This is a genomic window from Roseateles sp. (assembly GCF_039595295.1).
In the GTDB taxonomy this organism is placed as follows: Bacteria; Pseudomonadota; Gammaproteobacteria; order Burkholderiales; family Burkholderiaceae_C; genus Roseateles.
Genome location: NZ_JBCNLU010000005.1, coordinates 1 through 19,774, shown reverse-complemented (window position 1 = coordinate 19,774; position 19,774 = coordinate 1). Strand labels below are relative to the sequence as shown.

18 protein-coding genes are annotated in these 19,774 nt (G+C 67.8%); 7 read left to right on the top strand and 11 right to left on the bottom strand.

Annotated features, from left to right (window positions below; all coding sequences use genetic code 11):
• Window positions 1-85: 85 nt before the first annotated feature.
• The 10 genes from ABDW59_RS05435 to ABDW59_RS05390 all read right to left on the bottom strand — a co-directional run bounded on the left by ABDW59_RS05435 (window position 86) and on the right by ABDW59_RS05390 (window position 12,272).
• Window positions 86-880, bottom strand: a complete 795-nt coding sequence (locus tag ABDW59_RS05435) for an SEL1-like repeat protein (RefSeq protein ID WP_343628507.1) — start codon at window positions 878-880, stop codon at window positions 86-88.
• An 80-nt stretch (window positions 881-960) separates the two neighbouring features.
• Window positions 961-2,136, bottom strand: a complete 1,176-nt coding sequence (locus ABDW59_RS05430; RefSeq protein WP_343628506.1) for an acetyl-CoA C-acyltransferase — start codon at window positions 2,134-2,136, stop codon at window positions 961-963.
• A gap of 16 nt (window positions 2,137-2,152) precedes the next feature.
• Entirely contained in the window at window positions 2,153-4,249 is a 2,097-nt protein-coding gene (locus ABDW59_RS05425) for a 3-hydroxyacyl-CoA dehydrogenase NAD-binding domain-containing protein (protein ID WP_343628505.1), read from the bottom strand.
• Window positions 4,250-4,461: 212 nt separating this feature from the next.
• Window positions 4,462-4,899, bottom strand: a complete 438-nt coding sequence (locus ABDW59_RS05420; protein ID WP_343628504.1) for a hypothetical protein — start codon at window positions 4,897-4,899, stop codon at window positions 4,462-4,464.
• A gap of 160 nt (window positions 4,900-5,059) precedes the next feature.
• A complete protein-coding gene (locus tag ABDW59_RS05415; protein WP_343628685.1) occupies window positions 5,060-5,806 on the bottom strand; it encodes an ABC transporter ATP-binding protein in 747 nt (248 codons plus the stop codon).
• Between the two features lie 32 nt (window positions 5,807-5,838).
• A complete protein-coding gene (locus ABDW59_RS05410) occupies window positions 5,839-6,621 on the bottom strand; it encodes an ABC transporter ATP-binding protein (RefSeq protein ID WP_343628503.1) in 783 nt (260 codons plus the stop codon).
• On the bottom strand, window positions 6,618-8,000 hold the full coding sequence (locus tag ABDW59_RS05405) for a branched-chain amino acid ABC transporter permease (RefSeq protein WP_343628502.1): 1,383 nt from the start codon (window positions 7,998-8,000) through the stop codon (window positions 6,618-6,620). Before ABDW59_RS05405 ends, ABDW59_RS05410 begins: the two co-directional genes overlap by 4 nt.
• A 15-nt stretch (window positions 8,001-8,015) precedes the next feature.
• A complete protein-coding gene (locus tag ABDW59_RS05400; RefSeq protein ID WP_343628500.1) occupies window positions 8,016-9,017 on the bottom strand; it encodes a branched-chain amino acid ABC transporter permease in 1,002 nt (333 codons plus the stop codon).
• A gap of 140 nt (window positions 9,018-9,157) precedes the next feature.
• Window positions 9,158-10,348 carry a branched-chain amino acid ABC transporter substrate-binding protein gene (locus ABDW59_RS05395; protein WP_343628684.1) on the bottom strand — a complete coding sequence of 397 codons (1,191 nt, stop codon included), beginning with the start codon at window positions 10,346-10,348 and terminating at the stop codon, window positions 9,158-9,160.
• Window positions 10,349-10,601: 253 nt separating this feature from the next.
• Complete coding sequence (locus ABDW59_RS05390; protein WP_343628499.1) at window positions 10,602-12,272, bottom strand: 3-(methylthio)propionyl-CoA ligase; 1,671 nt, start codon at window positions 12,270-12,272, stop codon at window positions 10,602-10,604.
• Window positions 12,273-12,643: 371 nt separating this feature from the next.
• Here ABDW59_RS05390 and ABDW59_RS05385 point away from each other — a divergent pair, with 371 nt between their 5' ends.
• From ABDW59_RS05385 to ABDW59_RS05355, 7 genes are all read left to right on the top strand, one after another.
• Window positions 12,644-14,185 (top strand): methyl-accepting chemotaxis protein, encoded by a 1,542-nt coding sequence (locus ABDW59_RS05385; RefSeq protein WP_343628498.1) that lies wholly within the window; start codon window positions 12,644-12,646, stop codon window positions 14,183-14,185.
• A gap of 70 nt (window positions 14,186-14,255) precedes the next feature.
• Complete coding sequence (locus ABDW59_RS05380; protein WP_343628497.1) at window positions 14,256-15,854, top strand: YdiU family protein; 1,599 nt, start codon at window positions 14,256-14,258, stop codon at window positions 15,852-15,854.
• Entirely contained in the window at window positions 15,851-16,315 is a 465-nt protein-coding gene (msrB, locus tag ABDW59_RS05375) for a peptide-methionine (R)-S-oxide reductase MsrB (protein WP_343628495.1), read from the top strand. Before ABDW59_RS05380 ends, msrB begins: the two co-directional genes overlap by 4 nt.
• Window positions 16,316-16,349: 34 nt before the next feature.
• Window positions 16,350-16,994 carry a septation protein A gene (locus ABDW59_RS05370; RefSeq protein ID WP_343628494.1) on the top strand — a complete coding sequence of 215 codons (645 nt, stop codon included), beginning with the start codon at window positions 16,350-16,352 and terminating at the stop codon, window positions 16,992-16,994.
• The gene (locus ABDW59_RS05365; RefSeq protein WP_343628492.1) at window positions 16,991-17,332 is read left to right on the top strand and encodes a BolA family protein; all 342 of its coding nucleotides are present in this window, start codon (window positions 16,991-16,993) and stop codon (window positions 17,330-17,332) included. Before ABDW59_RS05370 ends, ABDW59_RS05365 begins: the two co-directional genes overlap by 4 nt.
• A gap of 76 nt (window positions 17,333-17,408) precedes the next feature.
• Window positions 17,409-18,206 (top strand): peptidylprolyl isomerase, encoded by a 798-nt coding sequence (locus ABDW59_RS05360; RefSeq protein WP_343628491.1) that lies wholly within the window; start codon window positions 17,409-17,411, stop codon window positions 18,204-18,206.
• A 113-nt stretch (window positions 18,207-18,319) separates the two neighbouring features.
• A complete protein-coding gene (locus ABDW59_RS05355) occupies window positions 18,320-18,880 on the top strand; it encodes a DUF2062 domain-containing protein (protein WP_343628490.1) in 561 nt (186 codons plus the stop codon).
• A 67-nt stretch (window positions 18,881-18,947) separates the two neighbouring features.
• Here ABDW59_RS05355 and ABDW59_RS05350 read toward each other — a convergent pair whose 3' ends face one another.
• Window positions 18,948-19,643, bottom strand: coding sequence for an ABC transporter ATP-binding protein (locus tag ABDW59_RS05350; RefSeq protein WP_343628489.1), 696 nt, complete (start codon window positions 19,641-19,643; stop codon window positions 18,948-18,950).
• Between the last annotated feature and the right edge of the window lie 131 nt (window positions 19,644-19,774).

The window sequence follows — 19,774 nt, the reverse complement described above, 5'->3', positions numbered from 1 at the left end:
GACCGGAGCGGAGCGATTGACGAGGCGGCGCTGTCGGTACCCGCTGCTCGGCGCTCGGTCCGAGCAGGCGGGGCATCCGATCACGTCACCCGACGATGCGGAACGCGAAGTCCTGCTGGAATCTCCACCCGCCGGGCACTTCCGCGGGCTTGGTGAAGCGCCGCAACGTGCGCTGGCTGGTTTCCTCCAGCGCGCGCCGCAGGGTCTGCCGCACCCGGCCGCTGTCGCGGTCGCGCACGTCGTCGCCGCCGGACACGCCCAGCATGTCGCCGAGTCGCAGGTCTTCCTCGGTCCACTCGATGGTGGCGGTCGATGGTTGGAAGCTCATGCGGTACTTGCCGTAGATCGCGTACGCCACGCCCATGCTGGGGTACTCGATCTCTCCGGCGATGGCCGAAATCACGCCGACGAGATAGACGCAGGCGTCGAGCCGCCCGGCCGGCCACTTGCGCAGTTGCGCCACATAGGCTTCGGGCTCGGACCGCAGCTCACGCCCGGCCTCGCACTCGGCCGGCAGCCTCACCGTCGAGTCTTCCAGCGCCCAGTACATCGCCGCCGCCCGATCGCGATTGCCCGCGGCCATGCCGGCGACCATGCGCAGCCGGCCTTGCGGCTCCCCGGCCGCGTCGGCCTGCTGGTACAGCCGCGCCGCGCGCTCCCAATCCGGCTTCAGGCAGACGCCCTGCTCGTACATCGTTCCGGCCAGCAGATAGGCCGACGGGTACTTGCGCTTGAGCGCCTCGTTGAGCCGGCTGGCCGCCAAGCCGCAGTCCTGCGCTCGCATCGCGTCGTGGATGTCGGCGATGGCCTGAGACTCCGGCTTGGTCGGCGGCTCCTTGCGGCCGGCGGCGCCCGCCTGGGTCGCACCCAAGGCCAGCAACGCGGCGGCGATCCAGGCGCCAGCAACAGAAAGGGCGCCTTTCGGCGCCCCTGCGGTCAGTTCAGTCGTTTGATAGGGGTTCACAAGACCTCGAAGACACCGGCGGCACCCATGCCGCCGCCAATGCACATCGTGACACAAACCCGCTTCGCACCGCGACGTTTTCCTTCGATCAACGCATGGCCGGTCAGGCGCTGGCCCGACACGCCGTACGGATGGCCGATCGCGATCGCGCCGCCGTTGACGTTGAGCCGGTCCATCGGGATGCCCAGCGTGTCGGCGCAATACAGCACCTGCACCGCGAAGGCCTCGTTCAGCTCCCACAGATCGATGTCAGAGACCTTCAGCCCCAGGCGCTTGAGCACCTTGGGCACGGCGAAGACCGGGCCGATGCCCATCTCGTCGGGCTCGCAGCCTGCGACCGCGAAGCCCAGGAAACGGCCAAGCGGCTTCAGGCCCTTCTTCTCCGCATAGGACTCGCTGACGATGGCGCAAGCGCCCGCGCCGTCGCTGAACTGGCTGGCGTTGCCCGCCGTCACCACGCCGCCGGGAATGGCAGTGCGGATGTCCTTGATGCTCTCGTAGGTCGTGCCCACTCGCAGGCCTTCGTCCACGCTCACGGTCACTTCCTTGGTCATCATCCCGCGCACCTTGTCGGCCACGCCGGCCAGCACGGTGATGGGCACGATCTCGTCGTTGAACAGGCCCTCGGCCTGCGCCGCGCAGGCCTTCTGCTGGCTGCCCGCGCCGTAGTGGTCCATGCGCTCCTTGGAGATCTTGTAGCGCTGGGCCACGTTCTCCGCCGTCTGCAGCATCGACCAGTAGATCTCCGGCTTGTGCGCCATCAGCCAGCTCTCCTGGATCATGTGGCGGTTGGCCTCGTTCTGGACGCAGGAGATGCTCTCCACGCCGCCGGCGATGTACACGTCGCCCTCGCCCGCGATGATGCGCTGCGAGGCCGTCGCGATGGTCTGCAGGCCGCTGGAGCAGAAGCGGTTGACGGTCTGCCCGCCCACCGTCACCGGGAGGCCGGCGCGCAGCGCGATCTGGCGCGCGATGTTGCTGCCGGTCGCGCCTTCCGGCGTCGCGCAGCCCATCAGCACGTCCTCGACGTCCGCGCCGTCGATGCCGGCGCGCTCGACCGCCGCGCGGACCACGTGGCCGCCCAGCGTCGCGCCGTGGGTCATGTTGAAGGAGCCTTTCCAGCTCTTGGCCAGCGGCGTGCGGGCCGTGGAAACGATCAGTGCCTTGCTCATGTCTTGCTCCTTCGTCTTATTCGTTGAAGCCCTTGCCCTCTTGCGCGAGGCGGGCCAGCAGCGGCGCGGGCTCCCAGAACTTCGCGTCGTCATGCGGGTTCTTGGCGAAACGCTTCATCGCCTGCACGACGTTGTACAGGCCGACGGTGTCGGCGTAGCACATCGGGCCGCCGCGCCACAGCGGGAAGCCGTAGCCGGTCAGGTAGACCATGTCGATGTCGGAGGCGCGCAGCGCGATGCCCTCTTCCAGGATGCGGGCGGCCTCGTTGACCAGCGCGAAGACCAGGCGGTGGACGATCTCCTCGTCGCTGATCTTGCGCGGCGTGATGCCCAGCGCGGCGCGGTGCATCTCGATCATCTCGACCACCGTCTTGGACGGGATCGCGTCGCGCTTGCCGGCCTGGTAGTCGTACCAGCCCGCGCCGGTCTTCTGACCGAAGCGGCCCATCTCGCACAGCAGGTCGGCGGTCTTGGAGTAGCGCAGATCCGGTTTCTCCAGATAACGGCGCTTGCGGATGTACCAGCCCACGTCGTTGCCGGCCAGGTCGCCCATGCGGAACGGGCCCATCGCGAAGCCGAATCGTTCGGCCGCCTTGTCCACCTGCTGCGGCGTGCAGCCCTCTTCCAGCAGGAAGCCGGCCTGGCGGCTGTACTGCTCGATCATGCGGTTGCCGATGAAGCCGTCGCACACGCCGGAGACGACGCAGGTCTTGCGGATCTTCTTGCCCAGCGCCATCACGGTCGCCAGCACGTCCTTGGCGGTGGCCTCGCCGCGCACCACCTCCAGCAGCTTCATCACGTTGGCCGGGCTGAAGAAGTGGGTGCCGATCACGTCCTGCGGACGCTTGGTGAAAGCCGCGATCTTGTTGACGTCCAGCGTCGAGGTGTTGGACGCGAGGATCGCGCCGGGCTTCATCACCTCGTCGAGCTGCTTGAACACCTGCTCCTTGACGCCCAGGTCCTCGAAGACGGCTTCGATGACGATGTCGGCGTCGCCGATCTCGGCGTAGCTCAGGGTGGTGTGCAGCAGGCTCATGCGCTGCGTGTACTTGTCTTCCTTGAGCTTGCCCTTCTTGACCTGCGCCTCGTAGTTCTTGCGGATGGTGGCGACGCCGCGGTCCAGCGCCTCCTGCTTCATCTCCAGCATGACGACGGGGATGCCGGCGTTGAGGAAGTTCATCGCGATGCCGCCGCCCATCGTGCCGGCGCCGATCACGGCCACCTTCTCGATCTTGCGCAGCGGCGTGTCCTCGGGGACATCCGGAATCTTGGACGCGGCGCGCTCGGCGAAGAACGCGTGGCGCAGCGCCTTGGACTCGGGCGTCAGCATCAGCGCGCCGAAGGCTTCACGCTCGGCGCGCATGCCGTCCTCGAACTTCATCGAGACCGCGTTGGCCACGGTCTCCACGCACTGCAGCGGCGCGGGGAAGTTCTTGCTCATCGCGCCCACGGTGTTGCGCGCGAACTGGAAGAAGGCTTGGGATTCCGGGTGCTGGGCCTTGAGGTCGCGCACGCGGGGGAGCGGGCGCTTGTCGGCGATCTCCAGCGCGTACTGGACGGCGCCGTCGATGAGGTCGCCCTCGATGACCTTCTGGAACAGCACCTGGCCGGGCACCTGCGCGAGCAGCTCGGAGTTCACCGGCTCGCCGCTGACGATCATGTTGAGCGCGGGCTCCACGCCCAGCGCGCGCGGCAGGCGCTGCGTGCCGCCGGCGCCGGGCAGCAGGCCCAGCTTCACTTCCGGCAGCGCGACCTTGGCGCCGGGCGCGGTGACGCGGTAGTGGCAGCCCAGGGCCAGCTCCAGGCCGCCGCCCATGGCGACGCTGTGGATGGCGGCGACCACCGGCTTGGTGCAGGACTCGACGCGGTTGATCAGCGAGCCCAGGTTGGGCTCGGCCAGGGCCTTGGGCGAGCCGAACTCGCGGATGTCGGCACCGCCGGAGAAGGCCTTGCCGGCACCCGTGAGGACGACGGCCTTGACGGCCGGATCGTTCTCGGCGCGCTCGATGCCGTCCGAGACGGCGAGTCGCGTGGCGTGGCCCAGGCCGTTGACCGGCGGGTTGTTGAGCGTGATCACCGCGACCTGGCCGCGGACTTCGTAACTGGCACCCATGCTTGTTCCTTCCAATGCAGGTGAGAAGCCTCGCCGCCGTCGCCGTGTCTCCCCGGTCGCGCGTCAGCGAAAAGAACGATCGTTCGATTCTAGGCAGCAGCGCGTCGCGATGCTTGTCTCTGCCGTGACAAGGCGTCACCGGGGGAAGTGCGGAGGGGAATGGCGGGGCGGGCGGGCGCGGAGGAAGGCGGTCCGGCGGGGCGCCGTAGCGCTCAGAAGCGCTTCTCGATCTGCGTCGGCGCGAAACCGTGGCGGGCAGCGTCGTCGGGATCCTCGTACTGGGTCTGGGCGAAGCCGGCATCGGATTCGCCGGCCGACGACGCGGGACGGCGCGACGCGGGCGGCGGTTCCGCAGGCAGGATGGACTCGGGGCCGTCGAGGGTCTCGGCCGGGCTGCCGGTGGTCATCGCCTTGCGGCGGAAACGTTCCGCGATCAGCCGCAGTTCGCCCAGCTCCAACTGCAGATGCTCGATCTGCCGCCGCGCCTGGCTGCTCTGCTGATTCATCAGCTGCCGCGAGGCCTCGATGCGATCGATCAGGCGCCGTGCGCGCTTCACGCGCGGCCACCACCACAGGCTGGCGCCGATTCCGCCGGCCGCGACCCCGGCCACCACCGCCGCGACCGCCATCAAGGGCTGCACCGAGTTCATGACGAGTCCTTGTTCTTCTGTCCCGCAGCCAATGTAGTGCGGCGCTCGCACGACATGGGGCGCGTCGCTTCCCGGGATCAGGGGACGTCAGGCAGCTTGAACAAGGGGGGCGGCAATGTCGGGTGTGAGCGGCGTCACCCCGGCAGGGCGGGGCCGAGGGTCAGACCTCCAGCCACTCCTTGCGTACGTAGGCGTTCGCGCGCAGGTCGGCGGGCGTGCCTTCGAACACGATGCGGCCGTGGCCCATCACGTAGCAGCGCTCGGAGATCTCCAACGCGATGGCCAGCTTCTGCTCGACCAGCAGCACCGACACGCCGCGCCGCTTCAGCTCTTTCAGGTACTCCGCGACCAGCTCGACGATCTTGGGCGCCAAGCCCTCGGTGGGCTCGTCGATCATGATCAGGTCGGGATCGCCCATCAGCGTGCGGCACAGCGTCAGCATCTGCTGCTCGCCGCCGGAGAGCACGCCGGCCTCGGTGTGCTGGCGTTCCTTCAGGCGCGGGAACATCGCGTACATGTCGTCGAAGCCCCAGCGCGCCGTCTTGCCGCGGCGAGCCGACTTCTCGCCCAGCATCAGGTTCTGATGCACCGTCAGCTTGGGGAAGATGTCCCGATTCTCCGGCACGTAGCCGATGCCGCGGTGCGCGATCTCGTAGGCCTTCTGGCCCAGCAGCGCCTGGCCGCCCCAGTCGATGGATCCCGTCCCCTCGACCTGACCCATGATGGTCTTGACCGTCGTCGAGCGCCCTGAGCCGTTGCGGCCCAGCAGGCTGACGATCTCGCCGGGGCGGACCTCCATGCTCACACCGTGCAGCACATGGCTCTTCCCATAGAACGCATGGACGTTGTCCAGCTTGAGCGCCCGCGTTCCGGCGACGGACGCCGCCGTGGACGAGGCGGCGCGCATCGCGCCGACGTTGGAGTCGTTCATCACCACGCTCATGCATGCGCTCCCGCGGCCTGCGATTCGGCCAGCACCGACCCGAGATAGGCCTCCTGGACGCGCGCGTTGGCGCGCACCGCGTCGGGCGTGTCGAAGGCGATCACCTCCCCGTAGACCAGCACCGCGATCTTGTCCGCCAGGCCGAAGACCACGCCCATGTCGTGCTCCACCGTCAGCAGCGTGCGCCCCTCGGTGACCTCGCGGATCAGCTGGATGAAGCGCTTGGTCTCGCTCTTGCTCATGCCGGCGGTCGGCTCGTCCAGCAGGATGACCTGCGAGCCGCCGGCGATGGTGATGCCGATCTCCAGCGCGCGCGCCTCGGCATAGGTCAGGTTGATCGCCGGGACGTCGCGCTTCTTGTCGAGATGGATCATCTCGAGCAGCTCCTCGACCCGCTCGTTCACGTCTTCCATGCCGGCGAGGAACTTCCAGAACGCGTACCTGTGGCCCATGGACCAGAGCAGCGCGCAGCGGATGTTCTCGAAGACCGACAGCCGCGTGAACAGGTTGGACACCTGGAAGCTGCGGGACAGCCCGCGGCGGTTGATCTGGTAAGGGGGCAGCTGATCGATGCGCTCGCCGAAGAGCCTGATCTCCCCGCTGGTGGGCGCGAAGCGGCCGCTGATCAGGTTGAACAGCGTGGACTTGCCGGCGCCGTTGGGGCCGATGATGGCCACGCGCTCGCCGGGTTTCACCGCGAGCTCGGCGCCGCGGATGATCTCGCTCTTGCCGAAGCTCTTGCGGACGGACTTCAATTCCAATGCGTACGGCGCGCTCACAGGCTCTCCCTCCGCTTGATCTCTTTCTCGATCTCTTCCTGCGCCTGGTCCCACTCGCGGCGGAACTGGCGGCGCACGACCTCGAACAGGCCCAGCCCGGTCAGCAGCACGAAGCCCGCGCCGAACCAGGAATCCACGCTCTTGGCGTCCAGCGCGACGCCCAGGTAGCTCATCTTGGGTCCCAGCGCCTCGTTGAGCTGCAGGTGATAGAGCATCTCCACCATCGTGGAGCCGCCCACCAGCACCGTCAGCGCGGCGCCGGCCAGCCCGAGATACGAAGGCCAGAGCGCGCGCAGCTTGCCGAAGGCGGCCAGGCGCAGATTCATCATGATCAGCGAGGCGATGCCGCCCGGCGCGTACATGACCATGAACAGGAAGATCAGGCCCAGGTAGAGCAGCCAGGCCTTGGTCAGCTCCGACAGCAGCACCAGCGCGACCACCATCAGCACGGCGCCGATGATGGGACCGAAGAAGAAGGTGGCGCCGCCCAGGAAGGTGAACAGCAGATAGGCGCCGGAGCGCGCGGCGCCGACGACCTCGGCGGTGACGATCTCGAAGTTCAGCGCCGACAGACCGCCCGACACGCCGGCGAAGAAGCCCGCGATCAGGAAGGCCAGGAAGCGCACCCACTGCGTGTCGTAGCCGATGAATTCGACGCGCTCGGGGTTGTCGCGCACCGCGTTGAGCATGCGGCCCAGCGGCGTGCGCGTGAACGCGTAGAGCAGCGCCGTGCAGACGAAGCAATAGACGGCGATCAGGTAGTAGACCTGGATCTGCGGGCCGAAGGTGATGCCCATCAGGCCCTTGCCCACCACGCGGTTGGAGGAGATGCCGCCCTCGCCGCCGAAGAACTCCGGCAGCATCAGCGACATGGACCAGATCAGCTCACCCAGGCCCAGCGTGATCATCGCGAAAGGCGTGCCCGACTTCTTGGTCGAGACATAGCCGAACAGCGCCGCGAAGAACAGGCCCGCGAAGCCGCCGACCACCGGCACCAGGCTCACGGGCAGCGCCAGCTGACCGCCGCCGATCATGTTCAGCGTGTGGATCGCCAGATAGGCGCCCAGGCCGCTGTAGACCGCGTGGCCGAAGCTCAGCATGCCGCCCTGCCCCAGCAGCAGGTTGTAGGACAGGCAGGCGATGATCGCGATGCCCATCTGCGACAGCATGGTCTGCGCCAGGCTGCTGGTCCACATCAGCGGCGCCACGATCAGCGCGACGGCGTAGAGGCTCCAGATCAGCCAGCGGCCGACGTTGTGCGGCTTGAAGTGATAGCTCTGACCGCGCGCGGCGGCGCGGCTCGCGTGCTTGGCCGCGGCCTGGCCGGACGCCGAGGCGGCCGCGCCGGTCGCGGAGGAAGAGGGGTTGGATGAGGACATGACGGCGGACATCGGTCAGCCCTCCCGCGTGCCGAGCAGGCCCTTGGGCCGGAAGATCAGGATCAGGACCATCAGCAGATACGGAAGGATGGGCGCGACCTGCGCGAGCGTGAGCTTGAGCAGCGGATAGCCGAAGGTGTCGGGGCCGAGCTTGAAGGCCTGCGCCAGCGACACGTCGACGGTCAGCGGCAGGGTCTGCAGCAGGCCGATGACGATGGACGCGACGAAGGCCCCGGCCAGCGAGCCGATGCCGCCGACCACGACCACCACGAAGATGATGGAGCCGACGATGACGGCCATCGCGGGCTCGGTGACGAAGGTGATGCCGCCGATGACGCCCGCGAGCGCCGCCAGCGCGCAGCCGCTGCCGAAGACCAGCATCAGCACGCGCGGGACGTTGTGGCCGAGCGCTTCGACCATCTCCGGATGCGTCAGCGCCGCCTGGATGACCAGGCCGATGCGGGTGCGGGTGAGCAACAGCCACAGCGCCAGCAGCATGCCCAGTGCGACCAGCATCATGAAGGCCCGCGTCAGCGGGAACTTGGAGCAACTGGCCGCCGCGCAGACGGCGGTGGAGGCGTCGCCCCAGACCAGTTGCAGCGCCTGGCCCGGCGCATGCACCAGGGTGAAGGCCGCGCCCTGCAGCGAGGCCGGCGGCGGGAACGGGACCGCGGTGCGGCCCCAGACCAGCTGGACCAGCTCCAGCACGACGTAGGACAGGCCGAAGGTGATGAGCAGCTCCGGGACGTGGCCGAACTTGTGGACACGCCGCAGCGCGCCCCGCTCGAACAGCGCCCCGCAGCCGCCCACCAGCAGCGGCGCGAGGATCAGCGCGGGCCAGAACCCGATCCACCCCGCCAGCGTGTACGCGAAGTACGCGCCCAGCATGTAGAAGCTCGCATGCGCGAAGTTCAGCACGCCCATCATGCTGAAGATCAGCGTCAGCCCGGAGCTGAGCATGAACAGCAGCAGGCCGGACGACAGGCCGTTCAGCAGGTTGATCAGTATCTGTTCCAAAACATCATCCTCTCTCTACACGAGCCGGGTTGGCGTGGATCCCGTCGCGAGCGGGCCGAGGTCGGGCCGAAGCGCCCAGCCGTACTCCCGTACGGCAAGCACTGCAGGCCCGAGATCGGTCTGCGCGGCAGGCAGACGCGTCAACCCGGACGCTTCATCTGGCAGGAGGTCGGCGTGCTCGACACATACGCGTCGTAGGTCTTCACGGGGGCGAAGTTATAGCCGGTGTTCTCGACGTTGTAGGGGTGCTTGGCGTCGACCTTCTCCCAGCGCGAGATGTAGATCGGCTGCTGCAGCTGGTGGTCGGTCTTGCGCATCTCGACGTCGCCGTTGAAGGACTTGAACTTCAGCCCTTCCAGCACCGCCGCGACCTTCACCGGATCGGTGCTCTTGGCCTTGGCCATCGCGGTGGACAGCGCGTTGTAGATGTGGATCACCGAGCCGGTGTAGAAGTCGTCGTTGAACTTGGCCTTGAACTCGTTGGCCCACTGGTCCATCTGGCCGCCCATGTTGTTGTAGTTGTAGGCCGCCTGGTAGACGCGGCCGGCGCCCGCCGCACCCATGGCCGTCGGCGTGCCGGTGACGCCGGCGTAGTAGGTGTAGAACTTGCCGTTGTAGCCGGCCTCGGCCGCGGCCTTCACCAGCAGCGCCAGGTCCGAACCCCAGTTCCCGGTGATCACCGTGTCCGCGCCGCTGGCCTTGATCTTGGCCACGTAGGGCGCGAAGTCACGTACCTGCGCCAGCGGGTGCAGGTCCTCGCCGACGATCTGCACGTCGGGGCGCTTCTTGGCCAGACCTTCCTTCGCGTACTTCGCGACCTGATGACCGTGCGCGTAGTTCTGGTTGAGCAGAAAGACCTTCTTGACGTCCGGCTGGTCCTTCAGGAAGGTCGTGATGGCCTCCATCTTCATCGAGGTGTCGGCATCGAAGCGGAAGTGCCAGTAGCTGCACTTGCTGTTGGTCAGGTCCGGGTCCACCGCGGAGTGGTTGAGGTACACGACCTCCTTGCCGGGATTGCGCTCGTTGTGCTTGTTGACCGCGTCGATGATGGCCAGCGCCGCGCCCGAACCGTTGCCCTGCGTCACGTAGCGCACGCCCTGGTCGATCGCCGACTTCAGCGCGTTGAGCGACTCGGCCGGGCTGAGCTTGTTGTCGATCGCGATGACCTCGAACTTCACGCCGGCCGGGTTGTTGGCGTTGAACTTCTCGGCGAAGAACTGGAAGGACTTGACCTGGTTCTGACCCACCGGCGCCATCAGGCCGGAGAGCGGATCGATCCAGGCGATCTTGACCGTCTCCCCCTTCTGCGCATAAGCGCCGGTCGCCGCCATCACGGCGAACGCGGCGACGGCCAGCGGCCGGGCCAGGGAGGGAATCGAACGCGTGCTGTGCTTGCTCATGCTTGTCTCCTGATGTGGTTGTGTGTGTGGCAAGGCGATTCAAAGCGACGTACTGCGGCGGACCGCGGCGACTGCGACGATGCGCGATCAAGGGGAAATCGGTGGTCGTTGCTCCTGCGGGTGCGGCGCCCCGCGCGGCGGCCTCATCGCGCGCGGGGAACTCTCGGACGGTGACGTGCCGGGCTCAGCAGCCCGGCAGCTTGTGGGACTTGAACTGCTCGCGCAACTTGAGCTTGAGCATCTTTCCGGTGGCCGTGTGCGGGATTTCGTCGACGAAGACGACGTCGTCCGGCACCTGCCACTTGGCGATGCGGCCCTCGTAGAAGCCGATCAAGGCCTCGCGGGTCAGCGCGGCGCCGGCCTCGCCGGGCTTGCGCACCACGACCAGCAGCGGACGCTCGTCCCACTTGGGATGCGCCACGGCGATGACCGCGGCCTCGTGCACGGCCGGGTGGGCCATGGCGATGTTCTCGAGGTCGATGGAGCTGATCCATTCGCCGCCGGACTTGATGACGTCCTTGCTGCGGTCCGTGATCTGCATGAAGCCGTCGGCGTCGATGGCGGCCACGTCCCCGGTCGGGAACCACTCGCCCATGTCGCGCCCGTCGCAGCCCGTGACCCGCATCAGCGGCGAGCCGGTGTGGCCGAAATAGCTGTTGATGACCCAGGGCCCGCGCACCACCAGGTTGCCCGAGCTCTCGCCATCCCAGGGGAGCGCGCGGCCGCTGTCGTCGACCACGGCCATGTCCACGCCGTAGATGGCCTTGCCCTGCTTCTCCAGCAGACGGCGCTGCTGCTCGACGGGGAGTTCCAGCTGGCGGCTGCTCAGGCGCGAGAGCGTGCCCAGCGGCGACATCTCGGTCATGCCCCAGGCGTGGATCACGTCGACGCCGTAATCGTCCATCAGCGTGCGCAGCATCGCCGGCGGGCAGGCCGATCCGCCGATCACCGTGCGCTTGAAGGTCGAGAACTTGAGCTGGTTGGCGCCGACGTAATTCAGCAGGCCCAGCCACACCGTCGGCACGCCGGCGCTGAAGGTGACCTTCTCGTTCTCGAAGAGCTCGTACAGCGACTTGCCGTCCAGATGCGGGCCGGGGAACACCAGCTTGCAGCCCACCAGCGCGGTGCTGTAGGGCAGGCCCCACGCGTTGACGTGGAACATCGGCACGACGGGAAGGATCACGTCGCGGCGCGAGGCCGACATCGCGTCCGGCAGCGCCGCGCCGTAGGCGTGCAGCACCGAGCTGCGGTGGCTGTACACCGCGCCCTTGGGATGGCCGGTCGTGCCGCTGGTGTAGCAGATGGACGAGGCGGTGTTCTCGTCGAACTCGGGCCACAGGTACTGACCGTCCTCGGCGTCGACCAGTTCGTCGTAGCACAGCAGATTCGGGATGGCCGATTCGGTCGGCATGTGCGCGCGGTCCGTCATCAGGATGAAGTGACGGACGCTGGGGAGCTGCGCGTGGATCTTCTCGACCAGCGGCAGGAAGGTCAGGTCGAAGCAGAGGGCGCGGTCCTCGGCGTCGTTGGCGATCCAGGCGATCTGCTCGGGGAACAGACGCGGATTGATGGTATGGCAGACCAGTCCGGAGCCCGAGCTTCCGTAGTAGATCTCCAGGTGGCGGTAGCCGTTCCAGGCCAGCGTGCCGACGCGATCGCCGGCTTGCAATCCGAGCCGCGCGAAGGCCTGCGCCAGTTGGCGGGAGCGCTTCTCGACGGCGGCCCATGTCGTGCGATGCAGGTCGCCTTCCACCCGCTTGCTGACGATCTCGGTATCCCCGGCGTGCCGTGCCGCATGCGTGATCAACGAGGAGATCAGCAGCGGCATCGACATCATCTGGCCCATCAGTGCCATTCGTGTCTCCTGGATTGGTCCGGTGCCTCGCCGCGTCCGGCGCCGACAGAGGCGGATCCGGAAGTCGCGGGCGCCGTGTCTCGGTCTTTCGAGTCAGTCTATCGACCGGTCTCTGCGCCTGGCGTCACCCTAGTGACGCGGCCGCGCTTCTGGCATAGGGGATTACACGGGCGGTACAACCCTGGGCTCCAGTCTGGTGCACGCGAGGCCGAAGTCACGGAATGCGCGGGAACGCGTCGTCATCGAGTCTCTCGGGGATCAACCCCGGATTGGCAAGCCGCGTCGGGGATGCGAGATTCCATGCGAGACCGGATCGGAAAACCCGAACCCACAACAACAAGGCCGCGCCAGGGCGGCAAAGGAGACATCGAATGCGTTTGAAGGACCTCCCGCTCGCGAGCAAGCTCTACGGGGCCATGGGCCTGCTGATCCTCGCGATGCTGGTGATCGGCGGCGGCACGCTGGTCCGCAACGACCAGATCATCAGCCAGGCCACGGCCTCCATCAACGACGCGCAGGACATCATCCGCAAGTCCGTCCAGTGGCAGGGCATGACGCAGACCGCGGTGGCCCGCAGCATGGCCAGCGCGATCAGCTCGGACCCGGCGGTGGGCGAACTGTTCAAGGAGAACATCGCCAACGACGCGCCCGAGGTGGCCAAGCTGCGCGAGGGCATCGCCAAGCAGGCCGAGCGGCCCGAGGACAAGGCCAAGCTCAAGGAGATCGTCGGCCTGGGCCAGGTGCTGCTGGCCGCCAGCAAGAAGGCGCGCGACGCCGGCGAGGCGGGCGACTGGACCGCCACCAGCCGCATCGTCAAGAACGAGTACGTGCCCTCGGTCAAGGCCTACCTGGACGCGATCGGCCAGTTCGTCGTGATGCAGGAACAGCGTGCCGACGCGGCCCGGAAGGCCTCGCTGGACGCGCGCGCCGCGCTGCGCTGGCAGGCGGGCTTCGCCGCGCTGGTGATCGCCGCGCTGGGCATCGCCACGGCCTGGCTGCTCAGCCGCGCGATCGCGCTGCCGATGGCGCAGGCGGTGCAGGTGGCCGAGGCGGTCGCGGCGGGAGACCTGCGCTCCGACATCGACCAGGACGCGCGCGACGAGACCGGCCAGCTGCTGACCGCGCTCAAGCGCATGAACCAGAGCCTCATGAACATCGTCGGCCAGGTGCGCCAGAGCAGCGACTCGATCGCCACCGGCACCGGCGAGATCGCCAGCGGCAACGCCGACCTGTCGCAGCGCACCGAGCAGCAGGCGGCCAACCTGCAGCAGACCGCCGCGTCGATGGAGGAGCTGACCGCCACCGTCAAGCAGAACGCCGACATCGCGCGCACCGCCACGCAGCTGGCGCAGTCGGCCTCGGAGGTCGCGGTCAGCGGCGGACAGGCGGTGCAGGAAGTCGTGGCGGTGATGCGCCAGATCGACGAGAGCTCGCGCCGCATCAACGACATCATCGGCACCATCGACGGCATCGCCTTCCAGACCAACATCCTGGCGCTGAACGCCGCGGTCGAGGCCGCTCGCGCGGGCGAGCAGGGCCGCGGCTTCGCGGTGGTGGCCAGCGAGGTCCGTGCGCTGGCGCAGCGCAGCGCCGGGGCGGCCAAGGAAATCAAGTCGCTGATCGGGGACAGCGGCGCCAAGGTCGAGTCCGGCACGCGCTTGGCCGGCAGCGCCGGCGAGACCATGGGGCAGATCGTCGACCAGGTGCGGCGTGTGTCGGATCTGATCGCCGAGATCAGCGCCGCCAGCGCCGAGCAGAGCCAGGGCATCGACCAGATCGGCGACGCGATCGCGCAGCTGGATCAGGTCACGCAGCAGAACGCCGCGCTGGTCGAGGAATCGGCCGCCGCCGCCGAGAGCCTCAAGCATCAGGCCGCGCAGCTGAATCAGGCGGTGGCGGTGTTCCGGCTGTAAGGCCGGGACACTGGGAGCCGAGAGCCTCGGCTCCCCCTAGGGAGAAGGCCTGCTGGCTACACTGCCCGCCATGACCTTCCCCGAGACGACCGCCCTGCCCTCGCCCGTGCTGGCCGAGGGCTTCGAGGGCGCCGAGCCGGCCCGCTGGACCAACCGCTTCGCGACGCTCGGACACCGCTTCTTCACCGAGCTGCCCGGCACCGGCCTGCCCGATCCGCACTGGATCGCCACCAGCCCGGACTGCGCCGCCCAGCTCGGCTGGCCCGCCGACTGGTGGACCCGGCCCGGCGCGCTGGCGGTCTTCAGCGGCAATGCGCAGCTGCGCGGGATGCGCCCGCTGGCGAGCGTCTACAGCGGCCACCAGTTCGGCGTCTGGGCCGGCCAGCTCGGCGACGGCCGCGCGTTGATGCTGGGCGGGATCGACACTCCCAACGGCCACTTCGAGCTGCAGCTCAAGGGCGCGGGCCTGACGCCCTACTCGCGCCGCGGCGACGGCCGCGCGGTGCTGCGTTCGTCCATCCGGGAGTTCCTCTGCTCGGAGGCGATGGCGGCACTCGGCATCCCGACCACGCGCGCGCTGGCGCTGACCGGCTCGACGCGGCTCAAGGTACAGCGCGAGACCGTCGAGACCAGCGCCATCGTCACCCGCGTCGCCCCCAGCTTCCTGCGCTTCGGCCACTTCGAGCACTTCACCCATCACGGCATGGAGGCGCAGACGCGGGAGCTGTTCGATCACTTCGTCCGCCACCACGCGCCCGAATGCGCCGACGCGCCAAATCCGGTGACGGCGGTGCTGGCCAAGGTCGCCGCGCAGACAGCCGAGATGGTCGCCCAATGGCAGGCGGTCGGCTTCATGCACGGCGTGATGAACACCGACAACATGTCGATGCTCGGGCTGACCATCGACTACGGCCCCTTCGGCTTCATGGACGGTTTTGATCCCGGCCATGTCTGCAACCACTCGGACCATCAGGGCCGCTACGCCTTCGCGCGCCAGCCGCAGGTGGCGTTCTGGAATCTGCATGCGCTGGCGCAGGCGTTGCTGCCGCTGATGCCCGGCGTCGACGAGGACCAGGAGGCGGCCGGCGATGAGCTGATCGCGGCGCTGGACATTTACCGCGAGCGCTTCGGCACAGCGCTGCTGAACGCCATGCGCGCCAAGCTCGGCCTGAGCGCCGAGCTGGACGAGCGCGGCGAGGACGGCCCGCTGGTCGACGACTGGTTGCGCCTGCTGGCGACGCATCGCACCGATTACACGATCGCGCACCGCCGGCTGGCGGGGTTCGACGAGTCGAAGGCGCCGGACGCCGCGGACGCGCCCGGCAACGCGGCCCTGCGCGACCTGTTCCTGGACCGCGCCGCCTTCGACGCCTGGGCGCAGCGCTACGCCGCGCGCTTGAAGCTGGAGCCGCAGACCGCATCTGGGACCCCTTCGACATCGACGAGCCCGTCGACCCGTGCCGAGCGGATGAACGCGGTCAATCCGGCGGTGGTGCTGCGCAACCATCTGGCCGAGACCGCCATCCGTCAGGCCGAGTCCGGCGACTTCAGCGAAGTCCGCCGCCTGCTGGAGGTGCTGCGCCGCCCCTACGACGAGCCGGCGCGGGCTTCCGATGCCGGATTCCCGCCCGACTGGGCCAACGACCTGGAGGTTTCCTGTTCATCATGAGCCGCTACGACAAGTTCATCCAAGACGCCACCGACCAGGACCGCGATCGCGACACCGACTACCCGGTCAAGAAGACCGACGCCCAGTGGCGTGAGCAGCTGGACCCGATGCAGTACCAGGTCGCCCGACACGCCGCCACCGAGCGCGCCTTCACCGGCAAATACTGGGACCACTGGGAGGCCGGCCGCTACAACTGCGTGGGCTGCGGCACGCCGCTCTTCCAGGCGGACACCAAGTTCGACGCCGGCTGCGGCTGGCCGAGCTATTACGAGCCGATCAACGCGGAGGTCGTGGAGCGGGTGGTCGACTCGACCCACGGGATGGTGCGGGTCGAGGTGCGCTGCAACAACTGCGGCACGCACCTGGGCCACGTCTTTCCCGATGGCCCGGACCCGACGGGCGAGCGCTTCTGCATCAATTCCGCCGCGATAGACTTCGAGCCCTCCTCCTCAAAGCCCTGAGCGCCACGCGCCGTCGGGGCGTCTGCATTTCCGCATGAAGCTGTTGCTCGACTTTCTCCCGCTGCTCCTGTTCTTCGTCACCTTCAAGTACGCGGACAGGCAACCCGACTGGGCAGCGGCCTTCGCCACCGAGCATCTGGGCTTCCTGGTCTCGGGCGGCAAGATCGGCCCCGAGGAAGCGCCGGTGCTGCTGGCGACGGTCGTGGTCATGGCGGCCACGATCGCGCAGGTGCTGTTCCTGAAGCTGCGCGGTCGCAAGGTCGACCTGATGCTGTGGATCAGCCTGGCGCTGGTCGTGGTCCTGGGCAGCGCCACGGTCTACTTCCACAGCAAGACCTTCATCATGTGGAAGCCGACCCTGCTGTACTGGCTGTTCGCATCGGCCTTCCTGATCAGCCACGTCTTCCTGCGCAAGAACCTGCTGCGCAAGATGCTGGGCGCCGAACTCGTCCTTCCTGACTACGTCTGGACGCGCCTGAACTGGGCCTGGGTCCTGTTCTTCGGCGCGATGGGCTTCGTGAATCTTTACGTCGCCTACAACTTCAGCCTGGACACCTGGGCCGATTTCAAGGCGATCGGGTCGACCGGACTGATCATCCTGTTCACGCTGGGCCAGGGCATTTACATGAGCCGCCATCTGCCGCAGGAAGAAGCCGCCACCGAGGAGCGCAAGCCATGAGCGACGCGTCGAATCCGGATGTGACGTCCGGCCCGAAACCAAGCTCCAAGGTGAACCCGGTGGCCACGCCTTCGGTGGAGATCGAGGCCCGTCTGCGGGCCGCGCTGGACCCGGTGTCGTTAAGTTTGCGTGACGACAGCGTTCACCATGCGGGCCATTCCGGCGCGCGCGAGGGGGGTCACTATTACCTCGAAATCGTGAGCTCGCGCTTTGCCGATTTACCCAGGGTGGCGCGGCATCGGCTCGTATATGATGCCCTCGCCGATCTGATGCAGAAGGGCATTCACGCGCTGGCCATCGATGCTCGCGCGCCCGACGAACAGCAGAAATTTGGTTGAAGCAGCGCCGTTCATCGGCGCTTTGTTTTGGAGCGTATCGACGCTCGCCCGGGAGTCTCTGAAAGGCCCTTTATCCATGAAGAAGTTTGTGCTCGCCGCCACCGTGGCGGCCATCGGCGCCCTGTCCCTGCCGGCCATGGCCCAGAACATCGCGATCGTGAACGGCAAGCCGGTTCCGAAGGCGCGCGCCGACGTGCTGATCAGCCAGATCACCAAGCAAGGCCAGCCCCGCAGCCCGGAGATGGAAGCCAAGGTCAAGGATGAAGTCGTTCTGCGCGAGATCTTCCTGCAGGAAGCCGAGAAGCGCGGCCTGAACAAGACCGACGACTACAAGAACCAGATGGAACTGGCCCGCCAGTCCCTGCTGATCCGCGAGCTCTTCAACGACTACGTGAAGAAGAACCCGATCAGCGAAGCCGACGCCAAGGCCGAGTACGAGAAGTTCAAGGCGCAAGCCACCGGCACCGAATTCCACGCTCGCCACATCCTGGTCGAGAAGGAAGACGAGGCCAAGGCGCTGATCAAGCAGCTCAACGGCGGCGCGAAGTTCGAGGACGTCGCGACCAAGAACTCCAAGGACACCGGTTCCGCCCAGAACGGCGGTGACCTGGGCTGGTCCGGTCCGGACGCCTACGTGCCCGAGTTCAGCGCCGCGATGGCCAAGCTCAAGGCCGGTGAGATGACGCAAGAGCCGGTGAAGTCGCAGTTCGGCTATCACATCATCAAGCTGGAAGAGACGCGTCAGGCGCAGTTCCCGGCCTTCGACGACGTGAAGGCGCAGATCATGCAGCGCCTGAGCCAGCAGAAGGTCGCCGAGTTCCAGGAGGAACTGCGTACCAAGGCGAAGACGGACTACAAGTTCTCCGCCAACTGATCCACGTTGATCGACCTGAACGCCCCGACGGGTTTTTAGGATGAAGCAGGCCCGCGCCGCTGGAAACAGCCGCGCGGGCTTGTCGTTTCTGCTTGCGTGCCCAGATTGAACCCATGACGGCTTCCCGACTCGCCCGCCGCCTGCTGCCCTCGCCCGAGACCCTGGAACAGACCCGGGGGCTGAAGTGGCTGGGGCAGTACCTGCGCGACCGCCCTTGGCTGTGGGTGGCGCATCGCCGGCGCGTGGCGTTGGGCGCGGCGCTGGGTCTGGCAGTGGGCGTGATCCCGCTGCCGACGCAGATGCTGATGGCCGCGGCCGTGGCCATCCTGTTCCGCGCCAACGTGGCGGCGGCGATCGCCGCGACCTGGTTGACGAACCCGCTGACGCTGGTGCCGATCTGGGGCCTGGCGATCTTCCTGGGCCGGCAGGTGCTGGGCGTGCATGGGCCGATCTCGGCCCCCAAGGAATTGGCACTGGACTGGGCCGACCCGGGCAGCTGGTGGCACGCGATCAGCCAATGGCTGTCGGAGCTGGGCGCCCCCTTGCTGGTGGGCCTGCCCTGCGCCGGCGTGGTGCTGGGCGCGACGCTCTACGTGGTGGTCTACGTCGGCTGGTGGGCGGTCATCCGCTACGAGCGCCGACGCCGCCTGCGCGAGCGCGAGTTGCGCGTCTGAACCAGCGCCGTCCAAATGCCGGCCAAGTGCCTGCCAAGCACCAGCATCACGCCGGCGCCGGTGATCGTCAGGCCGGCAGATCCGCCATCGTGATGTCCTGCAGATGGCCGGCCGAGATCTTCAGTTGGCGCTCGCAGCGGGCCGCGATGGTGTTGTCGTGGGTGACCATGACCAGCGTGGTCCCGAGCTCGCGATTGAGCTCGAACATCAAGCCCATCACCTGCTCCCCGGTCGCGTAATCGAGCGATCCGGTGGGCTCGTCCGCCAGCAGCAGCGCAGGCTGCTGCACGAAGGCGCGGGCCAGCGCGACGCGTTGCTGCTCGCCGCCGCTGAGCACGCGTGGGTAATGCGACAGGCGTTGGCCGAGGCCGACGCGCTCCAGCATCTGCCTGGCCTGCGCGCGGGCGTCACGCTCGCCGCGCAGCTCCAATGGGAGCATGACGTTCTCGAGCGCGGTCAGGTGCGCGAGCAACTGGAAGCTCTGGAAGACGAAGCCCAGGTGCGCGCCGCGCAGCGCGGCGCGGCCGTCCTCGTCGAGCGCGAACATGTCCTGGCCGCGCAGCCGCACCGTCCCTTGCGAGGGCGTGTCCAGGCCCGCGAGGATGGACAGCAGCGTGCTCTTGCCCGAGCCCGAGGCGCCGACGATGGCGACGGACTCCCTGGCCTGCAGCTGGAAATTGATGTCATGCAGAATGGTCAGCAGCCCGTCGGCGTCCTGCACCGACTTGCTCACATGATCGACTTCGAGGATGTTCTGAACCATGAATCAACCGCAGATGCGCCGCCGTGAATGGATCCTGCACTGTAGCGCCTGTGCCTTGGCCCTCGGGGTGGTGGGAGTCACGCCGGGGCCTGTCGCGGCGCAAGGCCGCACCGAAGCGAGGACCGGCGGCG